This is a genomic window from Paraburkholderia phytofirmans OLGA172 (assembly GCF_001634365.1).
Classification (GTDB): Bacteria; Pseudomonadota; Gammaproteobacteria; order Burkholderiales; family Burkholderiaceae; genus Paraburkholderia.
This window is the reverse complement of the sequence record NZ_CP014578.1, coordinates 3,959,643-3,978,939: the sequence shown is the minus strand read 5'-3', so window position 1 is coordinate 3,978,939 and position 19,297 is coordinate 3,959,643. Positions and strand designations below refer to the sequence as shown.

Genomic DNA, 19,297 nt, shown 5'->3' with positions numbered 1-19,297 from the left:
CGGCGAGCTATCTCGCAGTGGTTATTTCGCGCGGCTTACCTGGATTCGCGCGCAGCAGCAACGCGGTGGCGTGCCCGCTTCGATACGCCGTTTGCCAGCGCCCAGCGGATCACCGGCGCGACCAACCGCACACCGGGTCGGGTGAGCGCGCGACGAAGACCAGCGAATCGCTCGAACCCAAGCATCGCCTGCGCCCAATCGGGCAGCAGATCAACGCCGGCGTTCAACATCAATGCTCCCGCGGGCCCCATCGCGGCGGTCGGTGCGGGCGCATTCATCAGAATCTTCACGACTTCTCGAGTACGCTCGCTGGCCACCAACTCGGGTTGCATGGCGAGCAGGTAAGCGTCGATCCCGGCACGTGAGCGCGGAATATTCGACGCGCCGAGCTTCTCGGCGATGCGCGCGGTTTCCTCGAAGTACCGATCCTGCGCGGCAACGGGCAGCAACGGATTCACGTACCGTAAGTGCGCAGTCATGAAACTCGACACCTCGGCCACGTGCACCCAAGTCAGCAGGGCAGGATCGCTTGCGCGATACGGCTGGCCATCAGGCCCAATGCCAGTGACGCCGAGGTGAATGCGCTTCACGCGCTCAATCAGCGCTAAAGCATCGTGCCGGTTGCCATACGTCGTGCCGGAGATGAAAGTCGCGGTTCGGCGCAGCCGCCCCAGAATATCGGTGCGAAACGTCGAATGGTCCCATACGCCGGCGAGAGCCAGCGGATGCAGTGCCTGGAGCAGCAGTGCGCTGATGCCACCCGTCATCATCGACGTAAAGTCGGCGTGGACTTTCCAGCACACGGAGTCGGGCCCGAAGAGGCCGGGGTCTCCGGGGGGCGATGAGTAATCGAGTGTGGGGCCGCTCCCGGTTGTCAGATGCGTGACACCGGCAGCCAGTTTCGAGCGGATTCCGCTCGTGAGCAATTGTGCGAGACCCGCGCGTGAGCTGGGTTGCCTGGCTTGATCGGACATTGCTAGATCGGCCTCACGCGATGCGGATGGGCTGCCGGTTCAAGGCGCGGCCGAATCCCACAGGCCGGGGATGGGGCTCGAAGCGTCCGGCGCGGCGAGACCGAAGTGCCGGTACGTGAGCAGCGTGGCGACGCGGCCGCGCGGCGTGCGTTGCAGGAAGCCTTGCTGGATCAGATACGGTTCGAGCACGTCTTCGATCGTGTCGCGTTCTTCGCCGATTGCCGCCGCCAGGTTGTCGACACCGACCGGGCCGCCGTCGAACTTGTGCAGGATCGCTTCGAGCAGCTTGCGGTCCATCAGGTCGAAGCCGACTGCGTCGACGTCGAGCATTCTGAGCGCGGCGTCGGCCACCTGTGCGGTGATGTTGCCGTCCGCTTTTACCTCGGCGAAATCGCGCACGCGGCGCAACAGCCGGTTCGCGATCCGCGGCGTGCCGCGGGCCCGCTTGGCGATTTCGAACGCGCCATCTGGATGGATCTGCGCATGCAGCAGCGATGCCGAACGCGTGACGATACGCGCGAGTTCTTCGGCGTTATAAAACTCGAGCCGCGCCACGATCCCGAAGCGATCGCGCAGCGGATTGGTCAGCATGCCCGCGCGGGTGGTTGCGCCGACTAGCGTAAACGGTTGCAGATCCAGCTTCACGCTGCGCGCGGCCGGTCCTTCGCCGATCATGATGTCGATCTGATAGTCCTCTAACGCCGGATACAGAATTTCCTCGACGACCGGCGAGAGCCGGTGGATTTCGTCGATGAACAGGACGTCGTTGGCTTCGAGGTTGGTGAGCAGCGCAGCGAGGTCGCCGGCGCGTTCGAGCACCGGACCGGAAGTTTGCCGCAGATTGACACCCATTTCCCGCGCGATGATGTGCGCGAGCGTGGTCTTGCCAAGACCCGGCGGTCCGAACAGCAGCACGTGGTCGAGCGATTCCGACCGGCGCTTGGCCGCCTCGATGAAGATTTCCAGCTGACCGCGCACTTTTTCCTGGCCGACATATTCTTCGAGCTGGCGCGGGCGCAACGCGCGCTCGAACGCTTCTTCGTTCGGCGAGACGGGCGTGGCCGCGATGATGCGCTCGGCGGCGAGTTTGTCGGTTTCGATCATGCGGTCATTGTACCGCGCGCGAGTTCGAGCTTTAGCCCTTGGATAGCGCCTTCAACGCGAGCTTGATGCCTTCGGAAACGCCGGTGCCGGCCGGCACGTTCTTGATGGCCGCCAACGCTTCTTTTTCGGAGTAACCCAATGCGATCAGCGCGTTCAGGATATCGGAGGCGTGGTCGGATGCCGACGCCGCGCCCGCCATCGCACCGAGGTCGGCGCCGATCTTGCCCTTCAGTTCGAGGAGCAGCCGCTCCGCGGTTTTCTTGCCGATGCCAGGCACGCGAGTCAGGCGCGCTGCGTCCTGCATCGTGACGGTCTGCGCCAGTTCATGCACGCTCATGCCGGAGAGTACGGCGAGCGCCATACGCGCGCCGATGCCGGTGATCTTCAGCAGCTCGCGGAAAGTCGAGCGTTCCTCGGCGGTGCCGAAACCATAGAGCAGATGCGCGTCTTCGCGCACGATCATTTGCGTGAGCAGCACGACGCGTTCGCCGTTCGAAGGCAGGTTGTAGAACGTGCTCATCGGCACATCGACTTCGTAGCCGACGCCGTTGCAGTCGACGAGCAGATGCGGCGGGTTTTTTTCCAGCAGAACGCCGGCAATGCGACCGATCATGGCGGATTCAATCTTTAGAGAAAGGGCGAGTGTAGCGCACCGAATCTCTACCCCACCAACCTTCCGCGCCGCACCCGCAACCCCTTCTTCGCCAACGAAGGCGCAATGCCGCCCAGCGTACTAAGCGTCGTGCCGCCATGCGCGTGGCAAATCGCCATGCCGAGGGCGTCGGCGGCGTCGGTGCCGGGCACGCCGGAGAGGTTGAGCAGCCGCACCACCATCTGCTGCATCTGCTCCTTCGTCGCGCGGCCGTAACCGACCACGGCCTGCTTCAACTGCAAGGCCGTGTATTCGGCGACCGGCACCCCCCCCGCCACCAGTCCACAGATCGCCGCGCCACGTGCCTGACCAAGCAGCAGGGTGGATTGCGGATTGACGTTGACGAACACCTTTTCGATCGCTGACTGATCCGGCGAATGTTGACGGATCAGCGTCGAAATGCCTTCGAAAATGGTGCCGAGACGCGACGGCAGATCGGCGTCGGCGGTTTTGATCACGCCGCTTGCGACGTAGCTAAGCGTGTGTCCGGTTTGATCGATTACGCCAAAGCCGGTCACGCGCAGGCCGGGGTCGATGCCGAGAATTCTCATGAGGTGCCGCATGCGCGGTGAAAATCAGGTGCTTGCGATACTACAACGAACGCGCCGTGTGGCGGTCGGCGTGCAGCGACGCCGGCGGAATAAAAACTGCTGCCGCATGCGTTGGCGTTGAAAGGCGGCGCACACACACGCAAAAGAGAACGGCCCGGCGGAAATGTCCACCGAGCCGTTTCGCTCAAGCTACGTTAGCGATTACCGCGCCACAAAGTATCAGGCGGTCTCCGCGAAGCCGAAATCAATGCCGGAAGTGACGCACGCCGGTCACCACCATCGCGATGTTGTGCTCGTCAGCCGCAGCGATCACTTCGTCGTCGCGCATCGAGCCGCCCGGTTGAATCACGCAGGTCGCGCCTGCTGCAACCACTACATCCAAACCGTCACGGAACGGGAAGAACGCATCCGACGCCACAGCCGAACCCGCCAGCGTCAAACCGGCGTTCTGCGCCTTGATGCTCGCAATACGCGCCGAATCCACGCGGCTCATCTGGCCCGCGCCGACGCCGAGCGTCATGCCGTTGCCGCAGAACACGATCGCGTTCGACTTCACGTACTTCGCGACGCGCCATGCGAACAGCAGGTCGTCCATTTCCTTCGGTGTCGGGTGACGCTTCGTGACCACGCGCAACTCATGCGGCTGCACGTTTTTCGAATCGAGCGATTGCACCAGCAGGCCGCCACCGACGCGCTTCAGATCGAACGCGTTATGGCCTTCGCCCAAAGCGATTTCCAGTAGACGCACGTTCTGCTTGGCCGCGAACACCTGGCGAGCCGCCGCGCTGAACGACGGGGCGATCAGCACTTCGACAAACTGCTTGGCCACCGCTTGCGCCGCCGTTTCGTCGACTTCACGGTTGAACGCGATGATGCCGCCGAACGCCGAGGTCGGGTCGGTCTGGAACGCCTTCGCATACGCTTCGTTGGCGTCCGCGCCCACTGCCACGCCACACGGATTCGCGTGCTTGACGATCACGCAAGCCGGCACGTCGAACGTTTTTACGCATTCCCACGCCGCATCGGAATCGGCGATGTTGTTGTACGACAGTTCCTTGCCCTGCAACTGGTTGTAGTTCGCCAGTGCGCCCGCCGGCACGGAGAGGTCGCGGTAAAACGCGGCGCTCTGATGCGGGTTTTCGCCGTAGCGCAGGTCCTGCACCTTGTCGAAGGCCAGGTTGAAGGTAGCCGGGTAAGTGTTGCGCGACGAGTGTTGCAATTCGTCGGTCAGGCTCGTCAGGTAGTTCGTGATCGCACCGTCGTACTGCGCGGTGTGCGCGAACACCTTGGTGGCCAGACGGAAGTTCGTCTTGTACGAAACTGCGTTGCTATTTGCACGCATTTCGTCGAGCACGACTGCGTAATCCGTCGGATCAACCACCACCGTCACGTCGCGATGATTCTTCGCGGCTGAGCGCAGCATGGTCGGGCCGCCGATGTCGATATTCTCGATCGCGTCTTCCAGCGAGCACTCTTCTTTCGACACGGTCTGCACGAACGGATACAGATTCACGACCAGCAGGTCGATCGTCGGAATGTCGTGCTTTTCAAGCGCTGCCATGTGTTCCGGCAGGTCGCGGCGCGCCAGAATGCCGCCATGCACCTTCGGATGCAGCGTTTTAACGCGTCCGTCCAGCATTTCCGGGAAGCCCGTGTAGTCGGCGACTTCGGTGACGGAGAGGCCCGCGTCCGCGAGCAGTTTCGCGGTGCCGCCGGTCGACAGGATCTTGACGCCGAGGTCCGACAGCGACTTGGCGAAGTCGACAATGCCGGACTTGTCGGAAACGGAGATGAGCGCTTGCTTGATCATGATGAAGACGAAAAGCCGAAGGGAAACGTGGCAGGGCGCGAAAGAAACTAAAACGAGCTACAGGAGACCGTGCTGTTGCAGTTTCTTGCGCAGCGTATTGCGGTTGATGCCGAGATACTCGGCGGCCAGCGACTGGTTGCCGCCGGCCTGCTCGAGCACCACTTCGAGCAAGGGTTTTTCCACGCATGAAATAACCATGTCGTAGACGTCATGCGGATTGGAGCCGTCGAGATCCTGGAAATATATCCCCAGGCTGTCGCGGACAGATTGTTCGATATTGTTCTTGCTCATGCTGCTAGTCGGTCGGTATGGTCCGGCTCGCCGTCGTTCTTGCTGAGCGTCTCGTCGACGTAGACGAGGCGGTCGGAGATCGCCTTTTGGGCGTCGAAGAATTCGTTGACGGCGAGGAGTTGTTCGCGCGTGGTGTCCAGCGTATTCATGCGGTGCCGGAACACGTTGGCGCCAGAAAGGCCGCGAGTGTACCAGCCGATATGCTTACGCGCTGTGCGCACACCCGTAAATTCGCCGTAGAACGCGTAGTGATCTTCGAGATGCTCGTTCATGACCTGCTGGATTTCGTCGATGCGCGGCGGCGGCAGCAACTCACCCGTTTGCAGGAAATGCTCGATCTCGCGGAACAGCCACGGACGCCCCTGCGCGGCGCGGCCGATCATGATGGCGTCGGCGCCGGTGGCGGCGAGCACCTCGCGGGCTTTTTGCGGCGACGTAATGTCGCCGTTGGCGACCACCGGAATGCGCACCGCCGCTTTGACGGCAGCGATGGTCTCGTATTCGGCGTCGCCGTGATACAGGTCGGCGCGGGTGCGGCCGTGCACGGTCAGCATGGAAATGCCGGCGGCCTCGGCTAGACGCGCGACCGTCAAAGCATTTTTGTTCGCGCGATCCCAGCCGGTGCGGATCTTCAGCGTGACGGGCACGGCATCAGGGCCGACGCCCACCGCGCCCACCACCGCCTCGACGATGCGCTGCACCAGCGGTTCGTTCTGCAGCAAGGCGGAACCCGCGGCCACGTTGCACACCTTCTTGGCTGGGCAGCCCATGTTGATGTCGATGATCTGCGCGCCGTTCGCCACGTTGTAGCGAGCGGCTTCGGCCATCATGGCAGGATCGGCGCCGGCGATCTGCACGGCGATCGGCTCGACCTCGCCCGTGTGGTTGGCACGGCGCATGGTTTTTTCGCTTTTCCACAACTGCGCATTCGAGGCGACCATTTCCGACACCGCATAGCCCGCGCCCAGCCGTTTGCACAATTGCCGGAACGGCCGGTCGGTCACGCCGGCCATGGGGGCGACGAACAAGTTGTTACGCAGATTGTGGGAGCCGAGAGTAGGCATGACTTGGACGCGCCTGCGACCGATTGTTCCAGTGTCTTTTCAGATTCTGTCAATCGGAGCGTTCGCGAAATGCGAGGGAAAACCGCTATTTTAGCGTTAACAGATAGCCGACACCTGACTTGCGTCTGCCGTAACTCATTAAATCTTCTATGAAAGTGCCCGATTCATAGAACCGGCACCGCTTGCGCGGCGCCGCTTATGTGCCCAACTACGGCGCCTAAAAAGCCTGCAGCGGCCGTGCAGCCGCGAGCGGGTGGCGCGCTCAACGGCGTTGACCGAACATCATTTGCCGCGCCAGCGCGGTTTTCACCGGCGGCACGAATTCGAGCGCGGTGAGAGCGAGGCCGCGCAGGGCGGCGAGCGGCGGGAAGTCGACGGTGAACAGGCGTGCGAGCGTATCGGTCGCGCCGATCGTCAGGCGCCGGTCGAGCGCGCGGCGTTGCGCGAACGTTGCCAAGGCCAGTGGGGTGGGGCCTTCCGCCGACAAGGCATCGACGAGCGCATGCGCGTCACGTAGGCCGAGATTGAGGCCTTGACCCGCCACCGGATGCAGCGTCTGCGCCGCATTACCGATTGCGACGACATGGCCCTTCACCAGCGTATCGACCGCGTTCAGCCCCAACGGGAACGACGCGCGCCCCTTGATTTGCGTGAAGCGGCCCATGCGGCTGCCGAATGCGGCGCCGAGTTCGCGCAGGAATTCGTCGTCCGTGAGCTGGGCGCGCCGCGCGGCTTCTTCGGGTGCGCAGCACCAGACCAGTGCGTAATTCGCGCCGCGCACGCCGCCCATCGGCAGCAGCGCGATCGGTCCTTGCGACGTGAAGCGTTCCCACGCTACATGCGGCTGCGGCGCCGACACGCTGACCGTGCCGACCAGCGCGGTCTGCCCGTAATCGCGTGTGCCGCCGCCGGCGCTGCTACCCGCGCTCCTGGCGGTTTTCTGGTCGCCGAACAGGCCGCCTTCGGCATTGACCAGAATCCGCGTGCGCAGGTGGCGTGTGATACCCGCGGTTTCGATCGGCAGCGTGACGCCGTCGAGTTCCTGAGTCGGCGCCGCGGCGGAGGTGGAGCGGAACCAGTGCACGGAGGTCGCGTGAACCGCCTCGGCGAGACCGTGCACGATTGCGCCATAACGCAGCACGTAGCCGAGCGCCGGCAAGCCGTGCTCGCCGTGGTCGATCAGCGTGCGGCCGAAATGGCCGCGCTGCGACACGTGGATGCGCTGGATCGCGGTGGCGTCGGCGGGCCAGCGCAGCGGTTCGAGAATCATCCGACTGCCGTGCGACACGGCGATCGCGCGCGGATCGGCAATCGAATCTTCCGGCTCGCGCGCGTCGATCAGTGCGATCTTCAGCGCCTGCGTCGCGCTGCGGCGCGCCAGCCAGCCGGCAAGCGCCAGCCCGACCGGCCCGGCGCCGACGATCGTCACGTCGAAATCGAAGGGGCGGTCGGACACGGCGGGTTTCAGAATCACCGTCGACTGGGGGACGTCGTTCATGGCGGGTTGTTTCCTTGGGTTACTGCCTGGCTTACCGTTTTGTTTGCTGGGCCGCGCGGGCCTGTTGCATCAGCGCCTCGATCTCGTCGGCGGCCACCGGGACGTCGCGCGTGATCAGTTCGCAGCCGGCCGGCGTGACGATCGCGTCGTCTTCGATGCGGATACCGATGTTCCAGTAGCGCTCGGGCACGCCTTCGGCCGGACGGATATACAGACCGGGCTCGATGGTCAGTGTCATTCCTGCCTGCAGCGTGCGCCATGGCAGCGCGCCCGCTTCGTCACGCGGCGCGCCGCGTTCGCGGTAGTCGCCGACATCGTGCACGTCCATGCCGATCCAGTGGCCGGTACGGTGCATGTAGAACGGCGCGTAGGCGCGCTCGGCGATCACCGCGTCGACCGAGGCGAACTTCGTGCGGTCGATGATGCCGGTGTCGAGCAGACCTTGCGACAGCACACGCAGGGCGGCCTGGTGCGGATCGTCGAAGGTGGCGCCGACGCGGGTGGCGTCGACGGCTGCCTGCTGCGCGGCCAGCACGACGTCGTACAACTCGCGCTGCGCCGCGGTGAAGCGGCCGCTCGCCGGGAAGGTGCGGGTGATGTCGGAAGCGTAGCCGTCGAGTTCGCAGGCGGCGTCGATCAGGATCAGGTCGCCGTCCTGGGCAATCGCGTTGCCGGCTGGGTAGTGCAGCACGCAGGCGTTGGCGCCCGCGGCGACGATCGACGTGTAAGCCGGCGCCTGCGCGCCGAATTTGCGGAATGTGTAAAGCAACTCGGCTTCGAGTTCGTATTCGCGCACGCCGGGGTGGCAGGCGGCCATCGCGCGGCGATGCGCTTGCGCCGAAATCTGTCCGGCGCGGCGCATGATGGCGAGTTCGTGGGGATCCTTGATGAGCCGCATCTCGTCGAGCAACGGAATCAGATCACGCGCGACGGTGGGGGCGGCGACGCCGCTGCGGCCTTGCGCACGCACGGCGTCGAGCCAGCCGCGCACCTGTTCGTCCAGTTCCGCCGACGTGCCGAGCGCGTAATGCAGCGCCGGCTTGTCAGCGAGAATGTGCGGCAGTTGCGTATCGACTTCGCCCACGGCGAAGGCGGCGTCGAAGCCGAACGCCTCGCGCGCGCCGTCCGGCCCGAAACGGAAACCGTCCCACGTCTCGCGCTCGACATTCTTCTCGCGGCAGAACAGGATCGAAGCCGGCTCGCCAGGCGCGGCGCTTGCATCGAGCACGAGGCACGCCTCGGGTTCGGTAAAGCCCGTCAGATAGTAGAAGTAGCTATCGTGCCGGTAGGGGTAGTCGGCGTCCCGGTTGCGCAGCTTTTCCGGCGCGGTGGGGACGATGGCGACGCCCGCGCCCGCTGCGCGCAGTGCCGCGAGTACGCGCTCGCGACGCGTGCGATAGACGTCGATGGCGATGGTGGGTTCGGTCGGCTGGTTCATTTTGCGATTGTAGCGCCCAATGCGGAGACTTATTTTGCGCGGATACTGGCGGGGAGGGGGCGCCCCAGCCGCGTTAGCCATTTGGCCGGGTAGACGGCGCGCGGGCGTCGCGGCAATGTTGCAATCCATGCACGGCGAGCATCCGTGCGGCTTGCGAAGTGGCTGCTCTGCGCTCGGGAATGGCGCCAACCACTTATACTTTCGCCGAATTCAAGAAAAGGCAGATGGTCATGATGAAACTCATCGGTTCGCTCGCCAGCCCGTTCGTGCGCAAAGCGCGGATCGTTCTGGCCGACAAGAAGATCGACTACGAACTCGTGCCCGAGAACGTCTGGGCGCCGGATACCGCGATTCACACCTTCAATCCGCTCGGCAAGGTGCCGTGTCTCGTGATGGAAGACGGCGAAGCGGTGTTCGACTCGCGAGTGATTTGCGAATACGTGGATACGCTGTCGCCGGTCGGCAAGCTGATTCCGCCGTCTGGGCGCGAACGCGTCGAAGTGCGCTGCTGGGAAGCACTTGCCGATGGCATCCTCGACGCCGCGGTGCTGATTCGCCTCGAAGGCACCCAGCGCACGCCCGAACAGCGCGTGGACGCGTGGGTCGCGCGGCAGCAACGCAAGATCGACGAAGGCCTGATCGCGATGTCGCAAGGCTTGGGCAGCAAGCCGTGGTGCACGGGCAATCACTACACACTCGCGGACATCGCGGTGGGCTGCGCGCTGGGCTACCTCGATTTCCGCATGCCCGAATTGAACTGGCGCGAAGGGTATCCGAATCTGGATAAGCATTTCCAGAAACTGTCACTGCGCCAGTCGTTTATCGATACGGTGCCGGCCTGAGTCAAGGTCACTGAACGGCGTGTCGCGGCTGCTTGTGTCGTGCAATCGACATCGATCAGCCGGGTTGCTTTCGAATAAAAAACGCGCGCTCGGTTTTTCCCGAAGCGCGCGTTTTTTATGGTGGTTTTTTCGGCCGTGATTGAACAGGGTTTCCGTGTAGAAGCGGCCAGATCGCTTCATCGACGCTTATTGGCAGCTCATTTCTTGCCGTTTTGACGCCGTACGATCCCCGGCCCGAACGCAAACCCGAACGCCAGCAGCAGCAACGAAACAGCCAGCACCGTGTTATTCCCACTCGTCACATAGGGCGTGCTGCCTGAGGTACCCTGCACCGTCACATCGAGCGAGCCGATCGTGTACGGCATCAGGCGTCCGATCACCTTACCGTTGGCGTCGATCGCGGCCGTCATGCCCGTGTTGGTGGCGCGCAGCATCGGGCGCCCAGTTTCCAGTGAACGCATGCGTGCAATCTGCAAGTGCTGATCCAGCGCGATGGTGTCGCCGAACCAGGCGAGATTGGTCGAGTTGACCAGCACACCCGCCGGCGTATCGCTCTCGCGAATGTTCCGCGCAATCTCCTCGCCAAAAATATCCTCGTAGCAGATATCGACCGAGACCGGCTGGTTGTGCACGACGAACGGCTTTTGCACCGGCGCGCCGCGTGCGAAATCGCCGAGCGGAATGTTCATCAGATTCACAAACCAGCGGAAGCCCCACGGCACGAATTCGCCGAAGGGCACGAGATGGTGTTTGTCGTAGCGATACACGTCGCGCGCGCCCGGCGTGACGCCGAACAGGCTGTTCGTATAGTCGACCACCTGGCCTTCCGGCGTGATGGTGCCGCCGATCGCGCCGAACACGATCGCGGTACCCGTGCTATCCGAGAAGTTGCGCACTGCCGAGGCGAACTGCGGCGGCAATTGCTGCGCGAGCACCGGAATGGCGGTTTCCGGCGTGACGATCAGGTCGGCCGGCTTCGACGTAATCATCTGCTGATACTGGTCGATCGCGGCGCGCATGCCGGCTTCTTCGAACTTCATTTCCTGTTTGACGTTGCCTTGCAGGAGGCGCACCGTCAGCGGCGCGTTGGCCGGCAGGGTCCATTGCGCGAGCGGCAGCAACAGGCCGGCCGCGATCAGCGCAACCGCGATTCCCCCTGGCGCCGCGACGCGCGCGATACGGCGTTTAGTCCCACTGCCGGCATTTCCAGCATTTCCAGCATTGCCGACTGCAGCGGCATCGCGTTGCCCGCGCGAGGGCAGCAGCGACAACAGCGCCTGCACGATCAACGCCGCCACCAGCGCCAGCATCCAGCCGACGCCGTACACGCCCGCCACGGGCGCAAACCCGGCGAACGGGCCGTCCACCTGCGCATAACCGCTCGCAAGCCACGGAAAGCCGGTGAACACGGTGCCGCGCAACCATTCGCCGATCGCCCACGCGCTCGCAAAAGCCAGCGCGCCGTGCCAGGTCGGCGAGAACGGTTGGTCGGTATCGGACGCGCCATTGCTCGCGTGCCCCGCGCAGAACGACCAGATGCCAGCAGCGAGCGCCGGATACACCGCCAGATACAGCGAGAACAGCGCGACCGCCGCGCCCGCGAGCGGCGCGGCCATACCGCCGTAGTCGTGCATGCTGACGTACAGCCACCACACACCGGTGACGAAGTTGCCGAAGCCGAAAGCGCCGCCCGTCAGCGCTGCGCTTTTCCAGCCGGTGGTGCGCGTCAGCCACCCAAAGAAGAAGGCGAAGATCACGAGTTCGAGCCAGCCGCCGTGCGGCGTCGGTGCGAACGACAGCGTATTGGCCGCACCGGCGGCCAACGCGACGAGGTAATGCCAGCGGGGCAGTGCGCGGCCGCGCGCTTCTCGGGCGGCAGGGACACTCACGCCGCGGCGCGAACGGGATGTAATCGGGGCGGCCATTGTTGCGCGGTCGGCGTGAGGAGTTGGAGAAGCGAAGAAAGGAAGCGGATCAGGTCTGCACGTGCTGCGCTTCGCGCTCGCGCTGGCCGGCGAGCGGGTCGCGGCGCACCAGCAGCATGTGAATCTGGCGGGCGTCGCCGCGCAGAATCTCGAAGATCAGATCGTCGATGCGGACTTTTTCGCCGCGATGCGGCACCCGTCCGAAATGATGCGTGACGAGGCCGCCGATCGTATCGACTTCGTCGTCCGAGTAATGCGTGTCGAAGACCTCGTTGAACTGCTCGATTTCCGTGAGCGCGCGCACGCGGAAGCGCCCGTCCGGCGAGGCGATGATGTTGCCGCTTTCCTCGTCGAAATCGTATTCGTCTTCGATATCGCCGACGATCTGTTCCAGCACGTCTTCGATCGTAATCAGGCCGGCCACGCCGCCGTATTCGTCGACCACCACCGCGAGATGATTGCGATTCACGCGGAAGTCGTGCAGCAGCACGTTCAGGCGCTTCGACTCCGGGATGAAGACGGCGGGGCGCAGCATGCCGCGCACGTCGAATTCCTCTTCGGCGTAGTAGCGCAGCAGATCTTTCGCGAGCAGCACGCCGATGATGTTGTCGCGATTGCCCTCGTAGACCGGATAGCGCGAGTGCGCTTTTTCCAGCACGTAGGGGATGAATTCGGCGGGATTGTCCGCGATGTTGATCGCGTCCATTTGTGCGCGCGGCACCATGATGTCGCGGGCGCTGAGTTCGGACACCTGGAACACGCCCTCGATCATCGACAGCGAGTCGGCGTCGATCAGGTTGCGCTCGTGCGCGTCCTGCAGGATTTCCAGGAGTTCTGCGCGCGAGTCGGGCTCGGGCGAGATGAAGTCGGTCAGACGCTCGAGGAGTGAGCGTTTTTCCTGTGGTTTGTCGCTAGTTCGGTGTCGACTGGGATACGTGTCGTTCATGGTAGTGCGCCCGGCGAAACTGAGCGCGCTGTTGCAGAGCATTAAGGATACACCAGGCACATGGCAGGACCGTGTCCCGCCTGGCTTGGGCGATGAGTGATGTGACGAAACCGCCCACCCGCGTGCGGCAGGGCGTGGGTCCATCCTAACTGATTACGCGGGGAAAAGCGTTTTCGACCAAAAAAACGCGATTGCCCTCGCGGTTGAAAAACCTCGCGTTTGGCCTCGCGTTTGCCCTCGCGTTTGCCCTATTTCTGCCCGGCCTCGCGGCTTTCCTCACGGCAACGCTCAAGCAGTGCCTCCAGCGCGCGGTCGGGCATGCCGCTTTCGCGCAGCGCATGGACGGTGCGGGTGACATAGTCGAGCGTGGTGCCGTAGCGGCCGCACGCGCAGCCGAGCACGGCTTTGACGACCTCGTCGCGCAGCTTGCCGGTGTAGCTCGGCACGTCGCGGCGCATCACGAACGCGAGCGCGTCGACGCGCCGGCCGTCGGCGAGCACGCAGGGCAGCCAAGCGGGGCGGTACGAACCCATCGGCATTTCACGGCGCCACAACGCTTCCAGATGCGGCATCGCACCCTCCGCGGCGAGGCGGAAGGCGATGCCGGAGCACGAGCCGCCGCGATCGAGCGCGAGTACGAGGCCCGGCTGCTCGGGCGTGCCGCGATTCACGCGCGACCATAGATATAGCCCGCGGTGATAGCCGTGCACTTTCGAACGGGCGGCTTCGACGGTGGGCAGGCCGGGATTCCAGATCAGCGATCCATAGCCGAACAGCCACAGATCGCTTTTGCGGTCCCAGTCGCGCAAGGTGCATTCAAGCGACGCGCGCAACTCCTCGTCCGTCAGCAGCCGCGATTCGCCGAGCGCGGGCGGATAGTCCGTGTAGCGCGTGTTGCGCGTATCGGCTTCAGGGGAGGACGTGCTCACTGTGGTTTCTGACGGAGATGGTAAAGACGTTGGGAAAGATTATTGGTAAGGATCCGGGAAACCGAGCTTGCCGAGGATTTCGGTTTCGATCGCTTCCATCTCCTCGGCTTCTTCCTCGACCTCGTGGTCGTAGCCTTGCGCGTGCAAGGTGCCGTGCACCAGTAGATGCGCGTAGTGCGCGAGCAGCGGCTTGCCCTGTTCGGCGGCTTCTTTTTCCACCACGGGGCAGCACAGGATCAGGTCGCCGGTCACCGGATCGTCTTCCGATTCGGCGTACGCGAACGTCAGCACGTTGGTCGAATAGTCTTTGCCCCGGTAGGTGCGGTTAAGCAGGCGGCCTTCTTCGGCGTCGACGAAACGCACGGTCAGTTCGCCGTCTGCGAAGAGCGCCGCCTTGATCCAGCCGGCCACGGTGGCGCGCGGCAGCAGCGCCTTGTGTTCCGGCCAGGCCTTGGCGGCGGGGAATTGCAGATTCAACGTCAGTTTCGGGGCGCGGCTCATGCGGTGTCGACTTGTTGCTTGGGTTGCTGCGGCATATTCAGTGCGATTTGGCGCTAATTCGCGCCGCAAATCAGCGCCGGAAATTAGCGTGAATCCGCCGGACTGGCGGTTTTCTGCGAATGCGCATCGTACGCCTCCACAATTCGCGCGACCAGCGGATGCCGCACCACGTCGGCGCTCGTGAAGCGCGTGAGCGCAATGCCGCGCACGTCCGCCAGCACCTGCTGTGCCTCGATCAGCCCGCTTCTCGCGCCGCGCGGCAAGTCGACCTGGGTCGTGTCGCCGGTGACCACGGCCTTCGAGCCGAAGCCGATCCGCGTGAGGAACATCTTCATCTGTTCGGGCGTGGTGTTCTGCGCCTCGTCGAGGATGATGAACGCGTGATTCAACGTGCGGCCGCGCATGTACGCGAGCGGCGCAATTTCGATCATTTGCCGCTCGAACATCTTGGCGGTCTTGTCGAAGCCAAGCAGGTCGTACAGCGCGTCGTACAGCGGACGCAGATACGGATCGACCTTTTGCGCCAGATCGCCCGGCAGGAAGCCGAGGCGTTCGCCCGCTTCGACGGCCGGACGCGTCAGCACGATGCGTTTGACCTGGTCACGCTCCAGCGCGTCCACCGCGCAAGCCACGGCGAGATACGTCTTGCCCGTCCCCGCCGGGCCGACGCCGAACGTCACATCGTGCGAAATGATCTGCTTCAGATACTCGCGTTGCGCCGGTGTGCGGCCGCGCAGGTCGGCGCGCCGCGTGTACAGCTTCGGGCCGAGTTCTTCGAGGTCGTCTTCGCCGGCGTCGGCGGGTTGATCGAACGGATGATCCGGGTTGCCGGGGAAACGCGCGTCTGCCGCGTCCGCGCCGTGGCCGTTGCCGTTCGCACGATGGCGCGCCGGGTGGCGCACTTCGACGAGCGCGAGCTGGATGTCGTCGACCGACAGCGGCTCGCGCGCGTTGTTGTAGAAGTTTTCAAGCGCGGTGAGCGCGAGTTTCGCGCCGCGCCCGCGAATCGTGATGCGGTGGCCACGGCGTTGCAGCGTCACGTCGAGCGCCTGCTCGATCTGCCGCAGATTCTCGTCGAGCGGTCCGCAGAGGTTGGCGAGCCGCGCGTTGTCGTCGCGCGGTGCGGTGAATTCCAGATGCTGCTGAGTGGTCTTCAAGGCGGTGGATCGATCCTGTCGGGTTCGTGACGCCGGGCGGGCGTAGCTCAATGAGTGGTCGCGTGTGCGTCGTCGTGCACCAGCACGAGCTCGCCACGTAACGAATGTGGGTACGCATGGACGATTTTCACGTCCACCATCTGGCCGATCAGCCGCGCGTGCGATGCGACAGGCGCCGGGAAATTCACCACGCGGTTGTTCTCGGTGCGGCCTGCGAGTTCGTTCGGGTCCTTGCGTGCCGGGCGCTCGACCAGAATCCGCTCGACCTTGCCGACCATCGAGTCGCTGATGCGCTGCACGTTTTCTTCGATCGTAGCCTGCAGATGTTGCAGACGCTTGAGCTTCACTTCCCGCGGTGTGTCGTCGTGCAGATTCGCGGCTGGCGTGCCCGGACGTGGGCTGTAGATGAACGAGAAGCTGGTGTCGTACTTCATCTCGTGAATCAACGCCATCATCTTGTCGAAGTCTTCTTCCGTCTCGCCGGGGAAGCCGACGATCATGTCGGTCGACAAAGACAGGTCAGGACGGATCGCGCGCAGCTTGCGGATCACCGACTTGTATTCGAGCACCGTGTAGCCACGCTTCATCGCCATCAGGATGCGGTCGGAGCCGTGCTGCACCGGCAGGTGCAGATGGCTGACGAGCTTCGGCACCTTGGCGTAGGTGTCGATCAGGCGCTGCGTGAATTCCTTCGGATGCGACGTGGTGTAGCGAATCCGTTCGATGCCTGGAATATCGGCGACGTATTCGATCAGCTGTGCGAAATCGACGATTTCCGACGAACCGAGCGTGATGCCGGCGCGGTAAGCATTCACGTTCTGGCCGAGCAGCGTGACTTCGCGCACGCCCTGGTCGGCAAGGCCGGCGATTTCGGTCAGCACGTCGTCCAGCGGACGCGACACTTCTTCGCCGCGCGTGTACGGCACGACGCAGTAGCTGCAGTACTTGCTGCAGCCTTCCATGATCGACACGAACGCGCTCGGACCGTCGACGCGCGCCGGTGGCAGGTGATCGAACTTTTCGATTTCCGGGAACGAGATGTCGACCTGGGCGCGGCCGCTTTCGCGGCGCTTGTCGATCATTTGCGGCAGACGGTGCAGGGTTTGCGGACCGAATACCAGATCGACATACGGCGCGCGCGCCACGATCGACGCGCCTTCCTGGCTCGCCACGCAGCCGCCGACGCCGATGATCAGATTCGGATTCGCTTCCTTCAGCTCGCGCACGCGGCCGAGGTCGGAGAAGACCTTTTCCTGGGCTTTTTCGCGCACCGAGCAGGTGTTGAACAGAATGACGTCCGCGTCTTCCGGCGTGTCGGTCTTGACGAGCCCTTCAGCCGCACCGAGTACGTCGACCATTTTGTCGGAGTCGTACTCGTTCATCTGGCAGCCAAAGGTCTTTACATAAACTTTCTTGGTCATCGATTTTCGCCGGTCGCAGTGGTTAACCTGGGGGCGTCGTTTAAAAGGTGAAGAGGGGTCGAACGTACCGGTAGCGTGTGGACGGGCCACGGGGGGGCGGTTGGGCTTGCTTGAGTCCGCCAGGGCCGATTTCGGTCCGCTTTCAATGCACGTTCGCAGCGTAACTAAACATTATAGCCCCTCATCGGATGCGGTTTCTGCCGCGGCCCTTGGCTGCAGCCGCTCCCGAATGGCACCTTGAAGTGCTGCACCGAGGTTATCCATCGCGATATTTCAAAAATATTTGAAAATGCTTCAAATGCTACGCCAATTATCAAATCGACCCGTTCCGCTCACAATGCACTCCTCGTAAACCCTTTGTGCTCCGTGCAGCCCCGCCATGCAACTCGATCACGCAACGATCGTCACCGCTGACCTCGAGACCGCGCGTCGTTTTTTCGTCGACGTCGCCGGACTGACGCAAGGCAAGCGTCCGCCGTTTTCGATCGACGGCTACTGGCTGTGTGCAAGCGGCCGCCCGGCGATTCATCTGATTGACGCGACGGTGCCTGCACAGACGGGAAGGGCTGCGCCACGCATCGACCATATCGCCTTCCGGCTGGAGAGCGCCGACGAATGGCAGGCGTTCTTGCACCGCCTGCACGCGGCGGACATGCCTTACCAGCTCGCCGAAGTGCCCCAGATAGGTCCGCAGCAAGCCGAATTGCAACTGTTCGTCGCGCTCGCGCCGGGAGTGGTCATCGAATTCGTGACGGCGCTGCGTCACGTTCACCGTAGCTAACACGTTTAACTTTAGAACCTGGAGTAGAAAAATGCCCATTCCATTACTGGCGCTAGCGATCAGCGCTTTCGCGATCGGCACGACCGAGTTCGTGATCATGGGCTTGCTGCCCGAGGTTGCGCGCGATCTGGCCGTGTCGATTCCGTCGGCCGGTTTGCTGGTGAGCGGCTATGCGCTTGGTGTCGCGGTCGGTGCGCCGCTGCTCGCGGTGGTCACCAGCAAGATGCCGCGCAAGCTCGCGTTGCAGTTGCTGATGGGGCTGTTCATCGTCGGCAATACGCTGTGCGCGATCGCGTCCAGCTATTCCGTGCTGATGGTCGCGCGCGTGGTGACGTCGTTCGCGCATGGGTCGTTCTTTGGCATTGGCGCGGTAGTGGCCGCTTCGCTCGTGCCGGCTGAAAAGCGGGCGAGCGCCATTGCGCTGATGTTCACCGGCTTGACGCTCGCAAATGTGCTCGGCGTGCCGTTCGGCACTTTCGTCGGCCAGGAGGTCGGCTGGCGTGCGGCGTTCTGGATCGTCAGCGCGTTTGGGGTGCTGTCGCTGGCGGGCGTGTCGTTGCTGGTGCCAAATCGTCACGATTCCGGCCCGGTCGGTTTGGGCCATGAGGTGCGCGTGCTGAAAGACCCGCAAGTCTGGACCGCGCTCGCGATGACGGTGCTCGGCTTTGGCGGCGTGTTCGTCGTGTTCACCTATATCGCGCCGATTCTCGAGCAGGTCAGCGGCTTCTCGCCGCGTGGCGTGACGCTGATTCTGGTGCTGTTCGGTATGGGCCTCACTATCGGCAATACCGTGGGCGGCAAGCTCGCGGACCGCGCGCTGATGCCTTCGTTGATGGGCATTCTGGTGGCGCTTGCGGTCGTGATGGCGATCTTCGCGCGCACCAGTCATTCGCAGGTGGCCGCGGCGATTACCATTTTCGTGTGGGGCATTGCTGCGTTCGCCACGGTGCCTCCGTTGCAGATGCGCGTGGTCGAGAAGGCCGCTGCGGCGCCGAATCTGGCTTCGACGCTGAACATCGGTGCGTTCAACATGGGCAACGCGGCCGGCGCGTGGCTCGGCGGTCTGGTAATCAATCACGGCCATTCGCTCGATACGTTGCCGTGGGTCGCGGCGGCGGTCAGCGTGGCGGCATTGCTGCTCACGTGGTTCGCGGCGCGGATGGATGCGCCGGCATCGGCAGTCGCGCAGCGCGCGTGAGTGTCGGTGCGGCGCATCCGATATCCCGAGATGTGCTTGAGTGTGTGTACGTGCTTGAGCGCATCTGAGGCTGGACACGTCCATTTGAATAATTCGCACAAGCTTTGCGAGAATCGTCATCCGCAATGCTGATAACAGTGTGAAGATAACTTCGTTGGGCGTGGCAGGGCGCGATGCTATCTTGCTTCCACTAACCGCTTGCCCGCCGTCCGGCG

The 19,297-nt window shown here is 63.6% G+C and carries 18 protein-coding genes; 3 read left to right on the top strand and 15 right to left on the bottom strand.

The window, feature by feature from the left end; translation table 11 throughout:
* Window positions 1–35: 35 nt before the first annotated feature.
* From AYM40_RS17460 to AYM40_RS17420, 9 genes are all read right to left on the bottom strand, one after another.
* Window positions 36–974 carry an oxygenase MpaB family protein gene (locus tag AYM40_RS17460; protein WP_063497313.1) on the bottom strand — a complete coding sequence of 313 codons (939 nt, stop codon included), beginning with the start codon at window positions 972–974 and terminating at the stop codon, window positions 36–38.
* Between the two features lie 39 nt (window positions 975–1,013).
* On the bottom strand, window positions 1,014–2,078 hold the full coding sequence (gene ruvB / locus AYM40_RS17455) for a Holliday junction branch migration DNA helicase RuvB (protein ID WP_063497312.1): 1,065 nt from the start codon (window positions 2,076–2,078) through the stop codon (window positions 1,014–1,016).
* A 31-nt stretch (window positions 2,079–2,109) separates the two neighbouring features.
* A complete protein-coding gene (gene ruvA / locus AYM40_RS17450; protein WP_063497311.1) occupies window positions 2,110–2,691 on the bottom strand; it encodes a Holliday junction branch migration protein RuvA in 582 nt (193 codons plus the stop codon).
* Between the two features lie 47 nt (window positions 2,692–2,738).
* Window positions 2,739–3,281, bottom strand: coding sequence for a crossover junction endodeoxyribonuclease RuvC (gene ruvC, locus AYM40_RS17445; protein WP_063497310.1), 543 nt, complete (start codon window positions 3,279–3,281; stop codon window positions 2,739–2,741).
* A gap of 244 nt (window positions 3,282–3,525) precedes the next feature.
* Window positions 3,526–5,091 (bottom strand): bifunctional phosphoribosylaminoimidazolecarboxamide formyltransferase/IMP cyclohydrolase, encoded by a 1,566-nt coding sequence (gene purH, locus AYM40_RS17440; protein ID WP_063497309.1) that lies wholly within the window; start codon window positions 5,089–5,091, stop codon window positions 3,526–3,528.
* Between the two features lie 57 nt (window positions 5,092–5,148).
* Window positions 5,149–5,382 carry a Fis family transcriptional regulator gene (locus AYM40_RS17435; RefSeq protein ID WP_006049915.1) on the bottom strand — a complete coding sequence of 78 codons (234 nt, stop codon included), beginning with the start codon at window positions 5,380–5,382 and terminating at the stop codon, window positions 5,149–5,151.
* Window positions 5,379–6,446 carry a tRNA dihydrouridine synthase DusB gene (dusB, locus tag AYM40_RS17430; RefSeq protein WP_063497308.1) on the bottom strand — a complete coding sequence of 356 codons (1,068 nt, stop codon included), beginning with the start codon at window positions 6,444–6,446 and terminating at the stop codon, window positions 5,379–5,381. Before dusB ends, AYM40_RS17435 begins: the two co-directional genes overlap by 4 nt.
* 262 nt (window positions 6,447–6,708) lie before the next feature.
* Window positions 6,709–7,944 (bottom strand): UbiH/UbiF/VisC/COQ6 family ubiquinone biosynthesis hydroxylase, encoded by a 1,236-nt coding sequence (locus AYM40_RS17425; RefSeq protein ID WP_063497307.1) that lies wholly within the window; start codon window positions 7,942–7,944, stop codon window positions 6,709–6,711.
* 31 nt (window positions 7,945–7,975) lie between these two features.
* On the bottom strand, window positions 7,976–9,382 hold the full coding sequence (locus AYM40_RS17420; RefSeq protein WP_063497306.1) for an aminopeptidase P N-terminal domain-containing protein: 1,407 nt from the start codon (window positions 9,380–9,382) through the stop codon (window positions 7,976–7,978).
* A gap of 230 nt (window positions 9,383–9,612) precedes the next feature.
* Here AYM40_RS17420 and AYM40_RS17415 point away from each other — a divergent pair, with 230 nt between their 5' ends.
* Window positions 9,613–10,224: a glutathione S-transferase C-terminal domain-containing protein gene (locus AYM40_RS17415; protein WP_181448380.1), complete on the top strand. Its 612-nt coding sequence runs from the start codon at window positions 9,613–9,615 to the stop codon at window positions 10,222–10,224.
* A 197-nt stretch (window positions 10,225–10,421) separates the two neighbouring features.
* Here AYM40_RS17415 and lnt read toward each other — a convergent pair whose 3' ends face one another.
* The 6 genes from lnt to miaB all read right to left on the bottom strand — a co-directional run bounded on the left by lnt (window position 10,422) and on the right by miaB (window position 17,103).
* On the bottom strand, window positions 10,422–12,149 hold the full coding sequence (lnt, locus tag AYM40_RS17410) for an apolipoprotein N-acyltransferase (RefSeq protein ID WP_063497305.1): 1,728 nt from the start codon (window positions 12,147–12,149) through the stop codon (window positions 10,422–10,424).
* A gap of 49 nt (window positions 12,150–12,198) precedes the next feature.
* Entirely contained in the window at window positions 12,199–13,095 is an 897-nt protein-coding gene (locus AYM40_RS17405; protein ID WP_063498085.1) for an HlyC/CorC family transporter, read from the bottom strand.
* Between the two features lie 248 nt (window positions 13,096–13,343).
* Complete coding sequence (locus tag AYM40_RS17400; protein ID WP_063497304.1) at window positions 13,344–14,024, bottom strand: gamma-glutamylcyclotransferase; 681 nt, start codon at window positions 14,022–14,024, stop codon at window positions 13,344–13,346.
* Between the two features lie 39 nt (window positions 14,025–14,063).
* Window positions 14,064–14,525 carry an rRNA maturation RNase YbeY gene (gene ybeY / locus AYM40_RS17395; protein ID WP_063497303.1) on the bottom strand — a complete coding sequence of 154 codons (462 nt, stop codon included), beginning with the start codon at window positions 14,523–14,525 and terminating at the stop codon, window positions 14,064–14,066.
* Between the two features lie 83 nt (window positions 14,526–14,608).
* Entirely contained in the window at window positions 14,609–15,682 is a 1,074-nt protein-coding gene (locus AYM40_RS17390; protein ID WP_063497302.1) for a PhoH family protein, read from the bottom strand.
* A 47-nt stretch (window positions 15,683–15,729) separates the two neighbouring features.
* Window positions 15,730–17,103 carry a tRNA (N6-isopentenyl adenosine(37)-C2)-methylthiotransferase MiaB gene (gene miaB, locus AYM40_RS17385; protein ID WP_063497301.1) on the bottom strand — a complete coding sequence of 458 codons (1,374 nt, stop codon included), beginning with the start codon at window positions 17,101–17,103 and terminating at the stop codon, window positions 15,730–15,732.
* 379 nt (window positions 17,104–17,482) lie between these two features.
* Here miaB and AYM40_RS17380 point away from each other — a divergent pair, with 379 nt between their 5' ends.
* Together AYM40_RS17380 and AYM40_RS17375 are read left to right on the top strand one after the other, a co-directional pair.
* Window positions 17,483–17,884, top strand: a complete 402-nt coding sequence (locus AYM40_RS17380) for a VOC family protein (protein ID WP_063497300.1) — start codon at window positions 17,483–17,485, stop codon at window positions 17,882–17,884.
* A 31-nt stretch (window positions 17,885–17,915) separates the two neighbouring features.
* A complete protein-coding gene (locus tag AYM40_RS17375) occupies window positions 17,916–19,082 on the top strand; it encodes an MFS transporter (protein WP_063497299.1) in 1,167 nt (388 codons plus the stop codon).
* Window positions 19,083–19,297 lie beyond the last annotated feature (215 nt).

Coding starts and splice junctions, on each gene's coding strand:
- ruvA (WP_063497311.1), bottom strand. CDS start 2,691: ATGATCGGTCGCATTGCCGGCGTTCTGCTGGAAAAAAACCCGCCGCAT.
- dusB (WP_063497308.1), bottom strand. CDS start 6,446: ATGCCTACTCTCGGCTCCCACAATCTGCGTAACAACTTGTTCGTCGCC.
- ruvC (WP_063497310.1), bottom strand. CDS start 3,281: ATGAGAATTCTCGGCATCGACCCCGGCCTGCGCGTGACCGGCTTTGGC.
- AYM40_RS17415 (WP_181448380.1), top strand. CDS start 9,613: ATGATGAAACTCATCGGTTCGCTCGCCAGCCCGTTCGTGCGCAAAGCG.
- miaB (WP_063497301.1), bottom strand. CDS start 17,103: ATGACCAAGAAAGTTTATGTAAAGACCTTTGGCTGCCAGATGAACGAG.
- AYM40_RS17380 (WP_063497300.1), top strand. CDS start 17,483: ATGCAACTCGATCACGCAACGATCGTCACCGCTGACCTCGAGACCGCG.
- lnt (WP_063497305.1), bottom strand. CDS start 12,149: ATGGCCGCCCCGATTACATCCCGTTCGCGCCGCGGCGTGAGTGTCCCT.
- ybeY (WP_063497303.1), bottom strand. CDS start 14,525: ATGAGCCGCGCCCCGAAACTGACGTTGAATCTGCAATTCCCCGCCGCC.
- AYM40_RS17460 (WP_063497313.1), bottom strand. CDS start 974: ATGTCCGATCAAGCCAGGCAACCCAGCTCACGCGCGGGTCTCGCACAA.
- AYM40_RS17375 (WP_063497299.1), top strand. CDS start 17,916: ATGCCCATTCCATTACTGGCGCTAGCGATCAGCGCTTTCGCGATCGGC.
- AYM40_RS17435 (WP_006049915.1), bottom strand. CDS start 5,382: ATGAGCAAGAACAATATCGAACAATCTGTCCGCGACAGCCTGGGGATA.
- AYM40_RS17405 (WP_063498085.1), bottom strand. CDS start 13,095: ATGAACGACACGTATCCCAGTCGACACCGAACTAGCGACAAACCACAG.
- ruvB (WP_063497312.1), bottom strand. CDS start 2,078: ATGATCGAAACCGACAAACTCGCCGCCGAGCGCATCATCGCGGCCACG.
- AYM40_RS17425 (WP_063497307.1), bottom strand. CDS start 7,944: ATGAACGACGTCCCCCAGTCGACGGTGATTCTGAAACCCGCCGTGTCC.
- purH (WP_063497309.1), bottom strand. CDS start 5,091: ATGATCAAGCAAGCGCTCATCTCCGTTTCCGACAAGTCCGGCATTGTC.
- AYM40_RS17420 (WP_063497306.1), bottom strand. CDS start 9,382: ATGAACCAGCCGACCGAACCCACCATCGCCATCGACGTCTATCGCACG.